The sequence below is a fragment of the Pseudoalteromonas sp. TAP-3C genome, assembly GCF_059888565.1.
Window position 1 is genome coordinate 1,131,149 of sequence record NZ_CM187618.1, and the last position, 15,877, is coordinate 1,147,025.

Sequence of the window (15,877 nt, forward strand, 5' to 3'; positions counted from 1 at the left end):
TTAAACGCACAGTAAATACCGTGCGCTTCCCCTTAAGTTAAACTGGTGACCCTTGCTCGCGGGCCTTTTTCGGCTTCTGACGGCGTTACTTGTTTTGATTTTATTTGTGCATCAATAACATTTTTAGCGGCAATTAGCAGCCCAAGCCCTAAAAATGCGCCGGGCGGTAAAATAGCGAGCAAAAATTGGCTGTCAAAGCTAAACACTTCAATGCGTAAAACCGATGCCCATGGACCAAGTAATAAATCGGCGCCATCAAATAAGGTGCCTTGGCCGATTAGCTCGCGCATTGCGCCAAGTACAACCAGTACCAACATAAACCCTAAACCCATCATTAAGCCATCAAAGGCAGATAAATGAACTGGGTTCTTAGAGGCATACGCTTCTGCACGGCCAATAATGGCACAGTTAGTTACAATTAATGGGATAAAAATTCCCAAAGATTGATAAAGGCCAAAGGTGTAGGCGTTCATTAGTAGCTGCACAATCGTCACAAAACCGGCAATGATCATCACAAACACAGGTATTCTAATATCTTTAGGTACCCAGTTACGCACTATAGATACGGTAATATTAGATCCCACTAACACCAATAAGGTTGCCAGGCCTAAACCTAGCGCATTGGTTATTGTGGAGGTAACAGCGAGTAAAGGGCATAAACCTAATAACTGCACCAAGGCGGGGTTATTTCCCCATAAGCCTTCTTTGTAAAGGGTTTTTAATTCACTCATGGTGTTACCTCAGGGCAAGCATTCGCTGCTGCAAAAAGATCATCAAAGTTATTTTGTGCATACACTACGGCGTTTTTAACCGAGCCAACAACGGCGCGAGGCGTAATTGTTGCGCCAGTGAACTGATCAAATTGGCCACCGTCTTTTTTAACGGCCCAACGAGCATCGCTTTCGCTTTGTACTGTTTTTGCATTAAATGAGGTGATCCAGTCTGACTTTTTAATTTCGACTTTATCACCTAAGCCTGGCGTTTCTTCATGCTTAGTAACCCTTACTCCAGCAACGCTGCCATCGCGATAAACTGCGCTGAGTAAGTGTATATCGCCACTGTAGCCGCTGGGAGTGACATGGCGAATGACTAATGCTACGGGCTCGTTATTTTTACGAGCGCGGTAAATTACTTGGTTGTCGTATGGCCCAAGCAGAGGATCAGATATAATCACACAATCTTGAGAAAGCTCATTCGTGTATTTTGAGTGCGGTAATACTTCTTGCAACTGATTAGTTAATTGCAGTTGCTCTTGCTCTGCAATTTTATCGGCCGTTAACGAATTTATGGTGGCCACTAATCCCGTTGTCAGGAGTGCAAAGCCGCATAATATTGCGCCATTTTTTACCATTGAAGAAATAATCATTTTACTGCTCCATGGCCATAGGTTCTAGGTTGTGTGTAGTAATCGATAAGCGGTACTGCAATATTGATTAGTAATACCCCAAATGCTACGGCATCTGGAAAGCCGCCAAAAGTGCGAATTAAATACACAATTAAACCTATTGCAGCACCATAAATAAGGCGACCTCGATTTGTGGTTGCAGCAGATACTGGATCGGTAGCAATAAAAAAGGCCCCTAGCATAGTGGCACCACTGAATAAGTGAAATACTACACCTGGCTCAGTGCCCGGCGAGGCAATGTAGCCGATTGCAGCGCATAAGCTTAAACTAGCAATAAAACTGACCGGTATATGCCAGTTAATTACCTTCGTTTTTAACAGGTATAGGCCGCCAAGTAAAAAGGCTAAATTAACCCAGCCCCAACCTAGGCCAGTCCACTCATTAAATACCGGTTTTTGCATGCTTTCGGTAACCGTTAACCCGTGAGCAATATCTGTTTTTAAGGTATCAAGGGGGGTGGCCATGGTGCTGCCATCTATACCCACTCTGAGTTGATCTAAACTATATCCAAGTGTTGTATAGTCGCTAAATATTAGGCTTAGTTGCTGGCTAAAAGTGATGCTTGTATTGAGCAGTTCATTTACGGGTAACCAAGCAGTCATTTGCACAGGAAACGACACTAGTAAAAGCACATAGGCAGCCATTGCAGGGTTAAATAAGTTAAACCCTAAACCACCGTAAAGTTGCTTAACTATTACTACTGAGAATAAACAGCCTATAACAATAATCCACCAAGGAGCCAAAGGCGGAATACTAATTGCTAACAACACACCCGTAAGCCACGCGCTGCCATCGCTTAATGAAGGCCAAATAGGGCGTTTACGCATCAACATAACAGCTGCTTCAAACGCGCTTACACACACTAACGCTAATAATAATTGGATCAATACACCGGTACCAAAAAATACAACTTGTGCAACAACACCGGGAATACAGGCCGCAATCACAGTTAACATTAATCGTGTCACAGATTTGTGACTATGATTGTGGGGTGAACTGGCCATGGTTAGTTTCATGACTGATCGCTTCCTTCTCTTTGTTGCTTTTTGGCTTTAGCACGCGCAATGGCAGCGGCTACGGCGGCTTTTTTCTTCTCTTGAGCTGTTTGCTGTGAATCTTTAGAAGATTCATCGTTGCCTTGTGATTCAGCGTTTTCATTCTGTTGCGCTAATTCATTAGCTTGTGCGGCTTTTTTTGCTTTGGCACGAGCAATGGCAGCAGCTACGGCCGCTTTTTTATCATCTGCAGCAACTGAAGATTCACTGGCTGTGTCATCACTTGGCACTTGCTCATTAGCCTGTGCGGCTTTTTTTGCTTTGGCACGAGCAATGGCAGCAGCTACGGCTGCTTTTTTATCATCTGCGGCAACTGGAGACTCATTGACTGTGTCATTACTTGGCACTTGCTCATTAGCCTGCGCGGCTTTTTTTGCTTTGGCACGAGCAATGGCAGCAGCTACGGCTGACTTTTTATCATTTGCAGCTTTGTCATCACCATTATTTTGTGCTTTTTGCTCTTTATAAAGGCGAGCTTGTTCTTTACGTGCTGCGCGCTCTTTTGCTACTTCACTGTTATCTGGCTCAAGTTCGCCGCCTTGTTTTTTGGCTTTAGCACGGGCAATTGCCGCTGCAACCGCTGATTTATTGTCACCATCGCTAGTTTTATCTTTAACGCGGGCAAGGGCATCAGCTACTTTTTGTTGCTCATCTGCGGTTTTGGCAGCAGGTTTGCGTTTATGCCGGTTTTTTCGCTCTGCTTGTTCTTGCTCTAAACGAGCCTTACGTGCATCAAAGCGTTCTTTAGCGCGATCTGATTTTATTTTCTCGGCAATTTGTTCTTTAATTTCAACTTTTGCAACGCGGTAATACTGTACGAGTGGAATTTCACTTGGGCACACATAGGCACAGGCACCACATTCAATACAGTCAAATAAGTTATGCGCTTGGAGTTTGTCGTATTCTTTTGATTTAGCAAACCATTGTAACTGTTGTGGTAACAATGAAGCGGGGCACGCATCTGCACAGGCACTACAGCGAATACAGGCTTTTTCTGGGCCAGGCTCTGCTAACTCTTTGTGATCTGGGGCCAGTATACAGTTTGTTGTTTTAACAACACCAATACGCACTGTGGGTAGGGTAAAGCCCATCATAGGGCCGCCCATAACCACGCGTTGTTGTGGTACCGGTGAAAACCCTTGGCAATCCAGTAAATGCTTAATTTCAGTACCTAATAACGCCCATACATTGCCAGGCTTATGTATGGTATTGCCAGTTACTGTCACTACGCGCTCTATTAACGGTTTACCTTGGTATACGGCTTGCTCAATGGCATACAAGGTACCGGTGTTATGCACTAAAATACCGATATCAGCGGGAATACCCCCATTAGGTACTTCACGGTTAGTAAGTAGTTTTATAAGCTGTTTTTCACCACCAGAAGGGTAAACAGTGGGCACGGTTTGTATTAAAATGTGCTCATTATGTTTAGCGGCGGCTGTCATTGCTGCGATAGCTTCAGGCTTATTGTCCTCCATGCCAATAATACACAGAGTGGGATTGAGTAACTGCTGCATGAGCTCAATACCTTTGACTATTTCTGCGGCGTGTTCACGCATTAAGGTATCGTCTGCGGTTATGTAAGGTTCACATTCAACAGCGTTAACAATCAAAAATTCAATCGGTTGCCTAATATCTGCTTTAACATAAGTTGGGAAGCCTGCGCCACCCATGCCAGAAATCCCCGCATTATGAATAATATCAACCAGTTCATCGTGTGATGCAGTCGCTGGGTTGGCTAATGGCGATAACTTACACCAGGTATCCTTGCCATCGGGTTCAATAATAATGCTTAGCTCAGGTAAAGCAGAAGGGTGCGCCGATGGCATAGGCGTAATATCAATAATAGTGCCTGATGTAGGTGCATGCACAGGCACTGACCAGTTAGCTGATGGCTTAGTTAGCGGTTGGCCTTTTAATACGTGCTGGTTTTTTTCAACAATTAGTTTACCGCTAGCGCCAATATGCTGTTTTAAAGGCAGAACAAGCTTTTCAGGCAAAGGAAGGCGCACAATAGGCGAGCTATTAGACAATGACTTCTGTTGAGGAGGATGCACACCGCCAGGAAATGCCCAAACGGTGCCTTTTTTTATTTGTTCAAGTAACTTTTCCACTCAAACCTCTAATCTATCTGGGTAACAGGAATAGCATCTAATTGCCATTTCCAGTTTTGTTTTGTTGGTGCCACTGGCAACATGTCAATGCAATCTACTGGACAAGGCTCAACACATAAATCGCAGCCAGTGCATTCATCAATAAGAACCGTGTGCATTTGGCGCGTTGCACCAACAATGGCATCAACAGGACAAGCTTGAATACATTTAGTGCAGCCAATACATTCGTCTTCGCGGATGTAAGCTACGGTTTTAACAGGTTCAGCTTGTTCGCCTCCGGCAAGCGGTTTGGCTTCTACGCCCATTAAATCCGCTAATTTTTTAACCGTGGCATCACCACCGGGTGGGCATTTGTTTATTTCATCGCCATTGGCAATGGCTTCTGCATAAGGACGACACCCGGGGTAACCACACTGACCGCATTGTGTTTGCGGTAAAATAGTGTCAATTTGCTCCACCACAGGGTTACCTTCAACACGAAAGCGTACTGCGGCAAATCCTAAAATTAATCCAAAAATTAACGCCAGTAAACCCAGCGCTATTAAAGCGTACAACAAGGTCATATTAAAACTTCACTAATCCAGTAAAACCCATGAAGGCCATTGACATTAAGCCTGCTGTTATCATTGCTATTGAGGCGCCTTTAAAGGGAGTAGGGACATCGGCTGCGGCTAAACGTTCGCGCAATGCAGCAAATAAAACCAATACTAATGAAAACCCCACGGCGGCACCAAAACCGTAAACAGCCGATTGTAAAAAGGTGTGATCTTCTTTGATATTTAATAAAGCAACGCCAAGAACCGCACAATTAGTGGTTATTAAAGGTAGAAATATCCCTAACAAACGGTAAAGCGTTGGACTGGTTTTTCTAACAACCATTTCTGTAAATTGTACAACCACAGCAATAACTAAAATAAAACTCATTGTTTTTAAATAGGTAATATCCAGTGGTAGTAAAATATATTCGTTTACTAAATAACTGGTCACAGAGGCAAGTGTTAGCACAAAAGTGGTTGCTAAAGACATACCAATGGCAGTATCAAGTTTTCCCGATACACCCATAAACGGGCAAAGGCCTAAAAATTGCACTAATACAAAGTTGTTAACTAACACGGTTCCAATTAATAACAAGACGTATTCTGTCATGTGTGCCTCACACTAATAAAATCCCGTGTATTATCCTTTTTTCTACTGTGATTAACAACACGCTGAGTGATTATCAGTTAAATAAACAGTGTTAAAAAATGCAGGGGCAGTAAAGGGATAAAATCAAAAGGCTTCGCAATTTAAAAACCTTATACTTTTTAACGGTTGAGCATTCACAAAAGCACACTTTAAAATGTAAAAAAGAGCATAAATGCTCTTTTTTAACTGTAACTAGGGGCTTAAATGTCTTTGGGTTTTTCTATGTAATAACCTTGTGCGCCATCTAGGCAAAGTGTTTCTACAATGTGTTTTTCTTCTTGGCTTTCTACGCCTTCAGCAAAAACACTGACACCAATTCGGTGTGCAAGGTCAACCATTAAACGCATAAAGTATTGATTATTTTTATCGTCCTCTAAACCTCTGGTGTAGCTTGCATCCATTTTAATAAAGTCTGGCTTTAAATCTCTGAAAAACTTGAACGAGGTAAGCCCAACTCCAAAACGCTCAACGGTAACCCTTGCTCCCACTCGATGGACCATGTCGATAAAGTGCTTGCTGGCTTTAATATTTTGTTGAAGACCAAACTCACTCACTTCAAATATTAGCTTGGAAGCAATATTAGGGTCCTTAAGTAAGCGACGCTCTAACCAAATCATAAATTGGTTGCTGTGCGCACTAGAGGGGGTGATATTTAGTCCAAAGTATTTTTCAGATAAGTTACTGGCTTTAATTTTTTCAAGAGAAGTATCAATTATCAGCTTATCAATTTCTATGGCCATTTCTAATTTTTCAGCCATAGCTAAAAACGATGCGGTAGGCAAAGCTTGATTTTGTGCTGTTTTAAAGCGAGCCTGAATTTCAGCATACGCTTTTATGCTTTTGCCCAAAGGCATAATATTTTGGATTACTAAATGTACACTTTTAGATTCAATCACTTCATTAATAACTTTACGCCAGTTTTGATTGCCAAATCCAGCACTTACATTATTTACTAAATCAGTATCGCGTTGTACGTGCCAAGCATTAACCTGTTTAGATTGAGCCATACTCATTGCATTGTCTACCACAGAGAGTAATTCGCCCAAAGGCTTAGCTTTTTCGTAACCTACAATTCCCGTGTTTGCAACTGAACTCAGTTCTTGGTTTTGCATATATTGGGTAAAGCGCGACTGCAGGTTTTCACCAAACCTTTCAGCTTCTTTTAGTGGTGTATTTGGCAGTATAATTACAAAGTCAGAACTATTTAGTCTAAATACTTGGCTATTGCTGTAGGTGCCACAAATATTTTTCACTATATCTGCCACTGCTTTTATGTACTCATCACCTTTTTGATAGCCACGGGTTTGATTAATTGATTGCAGCTCACTACAGCGAACTAATGCCAACGAGCCAAAAGTACTTACTTCGCTATTTTCAATGTGTTTTTCGTAATATTCCACAAACATATTTCGATTACCTAATTCGGTAACCCCGTCTTTATAGGCTTCTTTTTTAATGTTATGGGCGGCATTTTGAATGTTGTCATTTTTATTCTTTAAAAAATGCGATAACCGGTTAAAGCTCGGTACTAAGTTTTTACCTAACTGCTTTAATTGGCTGGAATCAAAACTAGTATCAAAATCATTATCTAGCTGGTTGTTGTTAATATATATATCTATGACATCTGCAACGGCCATACAAACATGGGTGTTAACATTTTTAATAATAAACTTCATTACAATAACGGGTAACAGCGCCAGTAGTGCGCTAATAATGAACATAATCAAAAATATTGTTTGGTATTGCTGTGCTAAAGATCGGGTGTTTAGCGTGAATTCAATTTTTATATCAGCGTTGTTATTTGTGGCAAATTGAGGACGAACAGAGTTGTAGGTTGATTGTACAATTTGGCCAAACAAAGGCAGTTGAGAGGGAGCGTTGATAGAGAACACCTCCGCGCCTTGATAATCGCGCAAGGTAAAATGCGAAAACATTTCACTCGTTGCGAGGGTGCTTTTTAAGCTCTCAGTGGCAACGTCTGTGGACGACATGTCTTTTATATAACTTTCAACGGTAACTTGTGCGTTTTTTTGGGCATTACCGATGGCGTTGTCATAATTTAGGCTAATAAAATAACAACCTGCTGTGATTAATACCAGCCATGCTATGAGTTGTATAAAAATAAGTTTTTTAAAAGCTGCCATTGTTTAATCTTTTTACGTCATAGGGGAGGAAACAACCTCATGATTATTAAGCTAATTATAATTTGATAGCAAAAATTATCAAATGGTTAATTATATTAATCATAAAGTGAAGAATTTTAGGGATGAATAGTAGTGTAAATTTGAAGGCGTGTCTACGAGATTCTATACAATTGGCTCCCCCTCCCCGACTCGAACGGGGGACCTGCGGATTAACAGTCCGTCGCTCTAACCAACTGAGCTAAGGGGGAACTACAGTAACTTAACTTTATATGATTTGGCTCCCCCTCCCCGACTCGAACGGGGGACCTGCGGATTAACAGTCCGTCGCTCTAACCAACTGAGCTAAGGGGGAATCATTTATGGTTGAAAAACTTGGCTCCCCCTCCCCGACTCGAACGGGGGACCTGCGGATTAACAGTCCGTCGCTCTAACCAACTGAGCTAAGGGGGAAACGTATTGCCTTTCAACGGGGCGAAATATTAATGACCGCACAGCAAAGTGTCAACACATAAAAGATCATAAATACAAAAAAGAGGTCTATTCGTTGTTTTTATGCGCAATATGGGTGTTTTGTAACACTGGTTGAGTAAAGCGCAGTGATTATTGTGTTATAAAAACAGCATTATTTTGAAATGAAGTTTAAGATTTAAGAGTATTATTCACATTTAATAAAGCAGGTTTTAATGCTAGATAAGTATTTTGTTTGCTTTATTTAAATAAAGTTATAATTAACGTAACTATTCACCAAGGTAAATTATTTTCAAAGGATCCTTTTTAACTATTGACCGATCCCGCCAGTATGCCAAGCTAGGGCTATTACCTAACTACCTTAGTTTCAATGAATTTAAATAGCATCAACATCACCGAACTCGTTGAGCAAACAAAAGCTCAATTACAAGAAGATAAAACGCTCACGCCTGCATTGAAAATGTCTATTGAGCTCATTCTTGTTGTCGTTGTGATGCTCGCAAGTAAATTAGGTCTTAATAGTAAAAATAGCAGTCTTCCACCATCAAAAGATACTAACCGCAAAAAACAGGCTAAAGAAAAATCAGGTAAGTCCGCGGGTGGACAAACAGGGCGAGTGGGCAAAACGCTGACGCAAACTCAGACCCCTGATGAGGTCAAGTTTATCTTCGTTGACCGTGATTTTTTACCTCAAGGTCATTACCGTGAGGTGGGGTTTCAAAAGCGACAGGTCGTCGATATAGATATCAGTAAAGTCATCACAGAATACCAAGCACAAATCTTAGAAGATGAGCACGGTAAGCGTTTTATTGGTGAATTTCCTGCCGGCGTTAACAGTCCCATTCAATATGGCGCAGGTGTAAAAGCGCATGCCGGTTACTTATCTCAATATCAATTACTGCCTTACAACCGTATTGAAGAATACTTTTGTGACCAACTGGGTATTCCCATCAGTGCCGGCAGTTTATTTAACTTTAATGAGCAGGCAGCGACCTTAATCACGTCCACTGGTGCAGAAGCGGCGATAAAAAAAGCCCTATAAATGACATCCCATGTATTACACGTTGATGAAACAGGTATTAATATTGGTGGTAAGCGGCGATGGCTGCATAGCGCGTCAACCAAAGAATGGACATATTTTTACCCGCATGAAAAAAGAGGAAAAACGGCAATGGATGATGCTGATATTTTACCTCATTTTACGGGTGTACTGTGCCATGACCACTGGAAACCGTATTACCAATATACAAAGTGCCAACATGCCTTGTGTAATGCCCATCATCTGCGAGAACTAGAAAGGGCTTGGGAGCAAGACGGTATGCAGTGGGCCAAGGACATGCAAAACCTATTGAAAGAAATCAACAAATATCAAATTGATAACCCTGAACTAAATGCGGACACCAAAGCGCGATATAAACAGAAATATGAAGAAATATTGGCCCAAGGTGACATTAAATGCCCCCCACCAGATGAAAACAGCCGAGTAAAAGGGCAACGAGGCCGATTAAAGCGAACCAAATCCAGAGCGTTGTTAGAGCGATTAAGGGGTTATCAAGATGATGTCTTACGTTTTATGACGGGAATTGCAGTGCCTTTTACAAATAATCAAGGTGAGAATGACATTAGGATGACCAAGGTTCATCAAAAAATATCAGGATGCTTTAGAAGCCAACAAGGCGCAGAGATGTTCTGCTTGATAAGAAGCTATCTATCGTCTTGCAGAAAACAAGATGTATCTGCAAGCCTAGCGCTTGAGCTACTCTTCAAAAATCAGCTACCTGATATATTTATTGAAGATGAGGCTGAATAGTTACTAATTAACTTGTTTTAAAATACTTGCAGCATTGTAGTTTTTGTATTTAAAGCTGGTTGAACCAAGTATGGGTAAGCAACGTAAAACAAAGCTAAATATTAATTAAAAATTTATTCTCAGCTTTTGCCATGTTACACATAAATTTAATGTTGTTTTCACTATGGTAACTAAAAGCAGCGATCAACCTACCTATTTTTGTTTTGTTATAGCCCTTTATAAACGTAGGGTTGAATGAGTTATCCACGGTTTCTGTGGATAACTCTGTTTATGAAACTTTAAGAACATCACAGCCCCCAGCAATATAGGGTGCTGCCACGATTTCAAGTATTAAAAAGCTTTTTTTTTATATATTTAAAAACAATAACTTATGTTTAAGCAAACGGAGTACCTAAAACGATAAGTAAAATTTTTCGTGACGATAAATCATCGTTCTAGACTGTGCAATAAAACAACAAGTTGCAAAAAATAAATGTAACAAAGGTTACTTAAATGTTTTTTATTTGATTTTCAGTGCGTTTTAATCAAATTTATTAAGAAAGTCATAAAAATGCGGCTTTAGAAAGTCAAGCTTTATTAAATTGTTTAGATTTAATAAAGCATGGCTTGAATAGCTCAAATGCTTTAAAATGCGCAGCTCAGTAAAAGAGGCTTATATAACTTATGCGCGCACATTCTCACACTCGCCCTGATTTACTCACCGCTCCTATTTCGCCTACCTTAAAGAAAATGACCCTCCCTATGATTTTTGGGATGTTCACTTTAATGATGTTTAATATTGTTGATACTTTTTTTATAAGTTTACTAGGAACTGAGCCACTTGCTGCTGTGAGCTTTACGTTTCCTGTTACTTTTACCGTTATTAGTTTAGCCATTGGCTTGGGTATAGGAACTTCGGCGGTAATAGCTAAAGCATTAGGCTGTAACAACATAGAAGAGGCGCGTTTTGATGCCAGTGTGTCGCTGATCGTTGCGATAGTGCTGGTATTAATTTTATCGACCTGCGGTTATTTATTAATTGAGCCTATTTTTACTCTGCTTGGAGCTAACGAGCAGGTGTTACCACTGATCCACGACTATATCAGTATATGGTTTTTGGGAAGTGTATTTTTAATTACCCCAATGATTGGCAACTCTGTATTACGTGCCAGTGGCGATACGAAAACACCAAGCATTATTATGGCAGGCGCAGGGCTTATTAACGCGGTGCTCGACCCTATGCTTATTTTTGGCTTTGGTCCTATTCCAGCGTTGGGGATCAAAGGGGCGGCAATTGCCAGTGTTATAGCTTGGGCTGTTGCCGTGACAATTATTTTGTATTTATTAATCGTAAAAAAACGTTTATTGAGTTTAAAAGCAGGTAATCAAACGTTTATCGGGGCGATTCGTAAAATCTTAAAAATAGGTTTACCTGCAGCAGGTGCAAATATGCTCACGCCCATTGCCATGACGGTCATGACCGCACTTGTGGCGTATCATGGTCCTGAGGCTGTAGCCGCATTTGGAGTTGGCAGTAGAATAGAATCAATTGCAAGCTTAGTGGTGTTAGCCTTATCGATGACGTTACCGCCTTTTATCAGTCAAAACTTTGGGGCTAGTCATTTTTCTCGAGTAAAAGAGGCTTACTTGGGAACTTTGAAATTTGTAATGCTGTGGCAGTTTGTCATTTATATATTATTAATTATATTTTCAGGCGTTATCAGTGAAATTTTCGCCAAAGAGCAAGCGGTAGTTGATGTCATTAAACTGTTTATTTATACCATTCCGTTAAGTTATGGTTTGCAAGGCGTGATCATTTTATCAAACTCTTCGTTTAATGCTTTACACAAACCCATGAACGCCTTAATTTTGAGCGTAATTAGGTTGTTTATTTTTTATCTTCCCTTTGCGTATATTGGGAATGAATTGGCAGGCTTAATTGGCTTGTTTATCGGCGCGGCCATTGGTAATTTATTCACAGCCCTTGTCGCTTACAAGTGGTTTATGAAAGAGATTGAAGCGTTAAGTAGTCAAGCATTACAGGAGTGTAGTCATTGAGCGATCATTTTCAATTAGTATCAAAATTTAAACCCGCAGGGGATCAACCAACCGCTATTGCTCAGTTGTGTGAAGGCTTAGAAGCAGGGCTTGCCCAGCAAACCTTGTTAGGCGCAACGGGGACGGGTAAAACTTTCACTATGGCTAATATTATTAGTGATTTAAATCGTCCCACTATTATTATGGCGCACAATAAAACCCTAGCGGCACAGCTATACGGCGAGATGAAAGAGTTTTTTCCACACAATGCGGTTGAGTATTTTGTATCTTACTATGATTACTATCAACCTGAAGCCTATGTGGTAGCGAGCGATACTTTTATTGAAAAAGATGCATCCATCAATGAACACATTGAACAAATGCGACTCAGTGCCACTAAAGCGCTTTTAGAGCGACGCGACACCATAATTGTTGCTTCAGTATCCGCCATCTATGGTTTAGGCGATCCTGATTCGTACATGAAAATGATGTTGTTGTTAAAAGTGGGCGAAAAGGTTGACCAGCGCGATATGCTACGGCGCCTTGCAGAGCTGCAATATACCCGTAACGACATTGACTTTAGTCGTGGTACGTACCGTGTGCGTGGTGAAGTGGTGGATATATTCCCTGCAGAGTCTGACACCTATGCGGTACGTGTAGAAATGTTTGATGATGAAGTGGAACGCCTGAGTATTTTTGACCCACTCACCGGCGCAGTAGAAAAACACATAGTGCGCGCTACCATTTACCCTAAAACTCACTATGTAACACCACGAGAAAAAATTCTCGAAGCCATCGAAAAAATAAAAGTTGAGCTTAAAGAGCGCAGGGCACAACTACTCAGTGCCAATAAACTAGTGGAAGAGCAACGAATAGCCCAGCGCACTCAATACGATATAGAAATGATGACCGAGCTGGGTTATTGCTCAGGTATAGAAAACTACAGTCGTTATTTATCAGGACGCACGCCTGGCGATCCACCGCCAACACTACTGGATTATTTACCCGACGATGCATTAATGATCATTGATGAATCGCACGTAACGGTATCGCAAATTGGTGCCATGTATAAAGGCGATAGAAGCCGAAAAGAAAACCTTGTTGAATATGGTTTTAGAATGCCCTCGGCAATGGATAACCGTCCACTGCGCTTTGAAGAATTTGAAGCCATAGCGCCACAAACTATTTATGTATCGGCCACCCCCGGTGATTTTGAATTAGAGCGCAGTAATGGCGAAGTTGCAGAGCAAGTTATACGACCAACAGGTTTACTCGACCCATTAATAGAAGTGCGCCCGGTAGGCGATCAGGTTGATGATTTACTCTCAGAAATTTATAAAAGTGTTGCGCTTGGCGAACGAGTACTTGTTACCACGCTTACTAAACGTATGTCAGAGGATTTAACCGATTACTTAAGTGAGCATAACGTAAAGGTACGTTATTTACACTCTGACATAGACACCGTAGAGCGGGTTGAAATTATTCGCGACTTACGTGCTGGTGTATTTGACGTGTTAGTAGGTATTAACTTACTGCGTGAAGGTTTAGATATGCCAGAGGTGGCACTTGTTGCTATTTTAGATGCTGACAAAGAGGGTTTTTTACGTTCAGCTCGCTCGCTTATTCAAACCATAGGCCGTGCTGCTCGCCATCTTGATGGCCGTGCAATTTTATACGGTGATCGAATCACTAAATCGATGGCCAAAGCCATTGAAGAAACAGACCGACGCCGAGAAATACAGCACGCTTATAATGTTAAACACGGTATTGAACCCAGTGCCTTGGTTAAAAAGATACTCGATGTGATGGATGTAGGCCAAGATGCCTCACCACAAGATAACTTAAAGCTTATTCGTAAAGAATCTAAAAAAATCCTTAGTGCGAAAGAAATTGCCACGCAAATTAAGCAGCTAGAAACCAAAATGCATGCCTATGCGAGCGATTTAGAATTTGAAAAAGCCGCCTCAGTGCGCGACGAAATACATGAACTACAGCAACAGTTGATTAATTAAATGACAACCGATTTTACCCCCATAATTAATGCGTTAGCACAGACGCCTTTTGCAGATAACGAATTGTGCCGCGTATTTCATGGTCGTGGCCACAGTATAGAAGCGCTCAGTCATATTAACTTAGACTTTTACCCACCGAGCTTATTTTTGGTGTCGTACAGTGAAATTGACGAGCCAACACTCACAACGCTTACCAATATATTATGGCAATGGGCGCAACAGCATTACCCTGAGTTAATTACTGCGTTGGTTTATCAGCAGCGTGCGGGGCTACAAAGCCATAACACGCTGGTGTATGGGCAATTGCCCCCGCGCCATAGCGTAGCCGAAAATGGGGTACGTTTTTTGGTTGATTTAATGAGCAAGCAAAACACCGGTATTTTTCCAGATATGCGAAAAGGCCGTGAATTTGTGATGCAAAATAGCAAACATGCCAAAGTACTTAACTTGTTTTCTTATACCTGTGGGTTTTCTGTTGCGGCTATGCACGGCGGTGCCGATCATGTAATGAACATGGATATGAGCAAAGGCGTGTTAAAAGTGGGTAAGCAAAACCATCAATTAAATAATGTTGATAGAGGGGTGAGTTTTTTACCGCATGATATTTTAAAGTCGTTTGGTAAACTAAAAAAAGCCGCACCGTTTGATTTAATTATTGTTGATCCGCCAAGCTTTCAAAAAGGCAGTTTTATATTAACCAAAGACTATCAAAAAGTATTACGCAGACTGCCTGAGCTGATAAACACCACTACTCAGTTATTGTTGTGCGCTAACAGCCCTGAACTTTCAGAAAGCGATTTTAAAGCACTTATAGAAGAGCATACTCAAGGTGCCATAGAATTTGTAGAACGCTTAGCAGCAACCGATCGCTTTATAGAAATAGACAGCGATAAAAGCTTAAAAGCACTGGTGTATAAAACAAAAATGGCATGAGTTAAATGAAACTGAGTAAACGTTTAAACGCCATAAACTCGTTAATTACGCAGCCTTACGATATTATTTGGGATTGTTGTTGCGATCACGGTTTTTTAGGGATGGCGTTACTTGAGCGTGGCATAGCAAAACAGATAAATTTTGTGGATATTATTCCTGAGTTAATGGCCGCGCTTGAACAGTCACTTACCCTGTTTGAGCAAGGTAAATCCTTGCCTATATGGCAGGTGCGCTGTGAAGATGTAGCGCAAATAAATTTGGCAAAAAATGCTAAGCAAGTGATCGTTATTGCCGGTATTGGTGGCGATTTATGTTTAAAGCTAATCGAGCAAATTATTAATAATAACCCGCAAAGCCTCAAACAGCTTAGCTTTATTATTTGCCCTATTCAGCACCTTTATAAAGTACGTGCTGGCTTAAAGGCGTACAATTTAAAGCTCGATAGCGAGCACATTATTGTTGAAAACAAACGTTTTTATGAAGTTATAAAAGTCAGTTTTAATGCCAGTGACATAATCACTGAAACCGGTGCACAAATGTGGAATAAACATAATCCTCAACATCATCAGTACCAGCAGCAATTACTTGATCATTATACTCGAATGCTCAATAAAGATAGACTTTACTATCAAAAAGTTATAACAGACTACCAGCAAGTCTTTTCATGCTAAATACCCCAAAAAGTGTGATCGATTTTTGTGAGTCACTACGTAAAGTGCTACATAGTTTATATCT

At 40.9% G+C, this 15,877-nt stretch carries 11 protein-coding genes, 3 tRNA genes and 1 pseudogene; 5 read left to right on the forward strand and 10 right to left on the reverse strand.

The window, feature by feature from the left end; all coding sequences use genetic code 11:
• Positions 1–32: 32 nt before the first annotated feature.
• From AC6H44_RS05350 to AC6H44_RS05395, 10 genes are all read right to left on the reverse strand, one after another.
• Positions 33–731 carry an electron transport complex subunit E gene (locus tag AC6H44_RS05350; protein WP_500737878.1) on the reverse strand — a complete coding sequence of 233 codons (699 nt, stop codon included), beginning with the start codon at positions 729–731 and terminating at the stop codon, positions 33–35.
• A complete protein-coding gene (gene rsxG / locus AC6H44_RS05355) occupies positions 728–1,366 on the reverse strand; it encodes an electron transport complex subunit RsxG (RefSeq protein ID WP_500737879.1) in 639 nt (212 codons plus the stop codon). The genes AC6H44_RS05350 and rsxG overlap by 4 nt, the downstream gene beginning before the upstream one ends.
• Positions 1,363–2,421, reverse strand: a complete 1,059-nt coding sequence (gene rsxD, locus AC6H44_RS05360) for an electron transport complex subunit RsxD (protein ID WP_500737880.1) — start codon at positions 2,419–2,421, stop codon at positions 1,363–1,365. Before rsxD ends, rsxG begins: the two co-directional genes overlap by 4 nt.
• Positions 2,418–4,574: an electron transport complex subunit RsxC gene (rsxC, locus tag AC6H44_RS05365; RefSeq protein ID WP_500737881.1), complete on the reverse strand. Its 2,157-nt coding sequence runs from the start codon at positions 4,572–4,574 to the stop codon at positions 2,418–2,420. The genes rsxD and rsxC overlap by 4 nt, the downstream gene beginning before the upstream one ends.
• Before the next feature lie 8 nt (positions 4,575–4,582).
• On the reverse strand, positions 4,583–5,137 hold the full coding sequence (gene rsxB, locus AC6H44_RS05370) for an electron transport complex subunit RsxB (RefSeq protein ID WP_500737882.1): 555 nt from the start codon (positions 5,135–5,137) through the stop codon (positions 4,583–4,585).
• 1 nt (position 5,138) lies between these two features.
• Positions 5,139–5,720, reverse strand: a complete 582-nt coding sequence (gene rsxA, locus AC6H44_RS05375; RefSeq protein ID WP_008115244.1) for an electron transport complex subunit RsxA — start codon at positions 5,718–5,720, stop codon at positions 5,139–5,141.
• A 239-nt stretch (positions 5,721–5,959) separates the two neighbouring features.
• Positions 5,960–7,903 carry an EAL domain-containing protein gene (locus tag AC6H44_RS05380; RefSeq protein ID WP_500737883.1) on the reverse strand — a complete coding sequence of 648 codons (1,944 nt, stop codon included), beginning with the start codon at positions 7,901–7,903 and terminating at the stop codon, positions 5,960–5,962.
• Positions 7,904–8,074: 171 nt separating this feature from the next.
• Positions 8,075–8,151: transfer RNA gene (locus AC6H44_RS05385), tRNA-Asn, on the reverse strand.
• A 27-nt stretch (positions 8,152–8,178) separates the two neighbouring features.
• A tRNA-Asn gene (locus tag AC6H44_RS05390) sits at positions 8,179–8,255 on the reverse strand.
• Between the two features lie 21 nt (positions 8,256–8,276).
• A tRNA-Asn gene (locus tag AC6H44_RS05395) sits at positions 8,277–8,353 on the reverse strand.
• Positions 8,354–8,741: 388 nt separating this feature from the next.
• Between AC6H44_RS05395 and tnpC the strand changes: the two are divergent.
• The 5 genes and pseudogenes from tnpC to AC6H44_RS05420 all read left to right on the forward strand — a co-directional run bounded on the left by tnpC (position 8,742) and on the right by AC6H44_RS05420 (position 15,813).
• Positions 8,742–10,181 (forward strand): annotated as a pseudogene (gene tnpC, locus AC6H44_RS05400) (IS66 family transposase).
• Positions 10,182–10,844: 663 nt separating this feature from the next.
• Positions 10,845–12,218 (forward strand): MATE family efflux transporter, encoded by a 1,374-nt coding sequence (locus AC6H44_RS05405; RefSeq protein WP_500737884.1) that lies wholly within the window; start codon positions 10,845–10,847, stop codon positions 12,216–12,218.
• Complete coding sequence (uvrB, locus tag AC6H44_RS05410; protein ID WP_500737885.1) at positions 12,215–14,209, forward strand: excinuclease ABC subunit UvrB; 1,995 nt, start codon at positions 12,215–12,217, stop codon at positions 14,207–14,209. Before AC6H44_RS05405 ends, uvrB begins: the two co-directional genes overlap by 4 nt.
• Positions 14,210–15,142, forward strand: coding sequence for a class I SAM-dependent methyltransferase (locus AC6H44_RS05415; protein ID WP_500737886.1), 933 nt, complete (start codon positions 14,210–14,212; stop codon positions 15,140–15,142).
• Positions 15,143–15,147: 5 nt separating this feature from the next.
• Entirely contained in the window at positions 15,148–15,813 is a 666-nt protein-coding gene (locus AC6H44_RS05420; RefSeq protein ID WP_500737887.1) for a tRNA (adenine(22)-N(1))-methyltransferase TrmK, read from the forward strand.
• Positions 15,814–15,877: the final 64 nt, after the last annotated feature.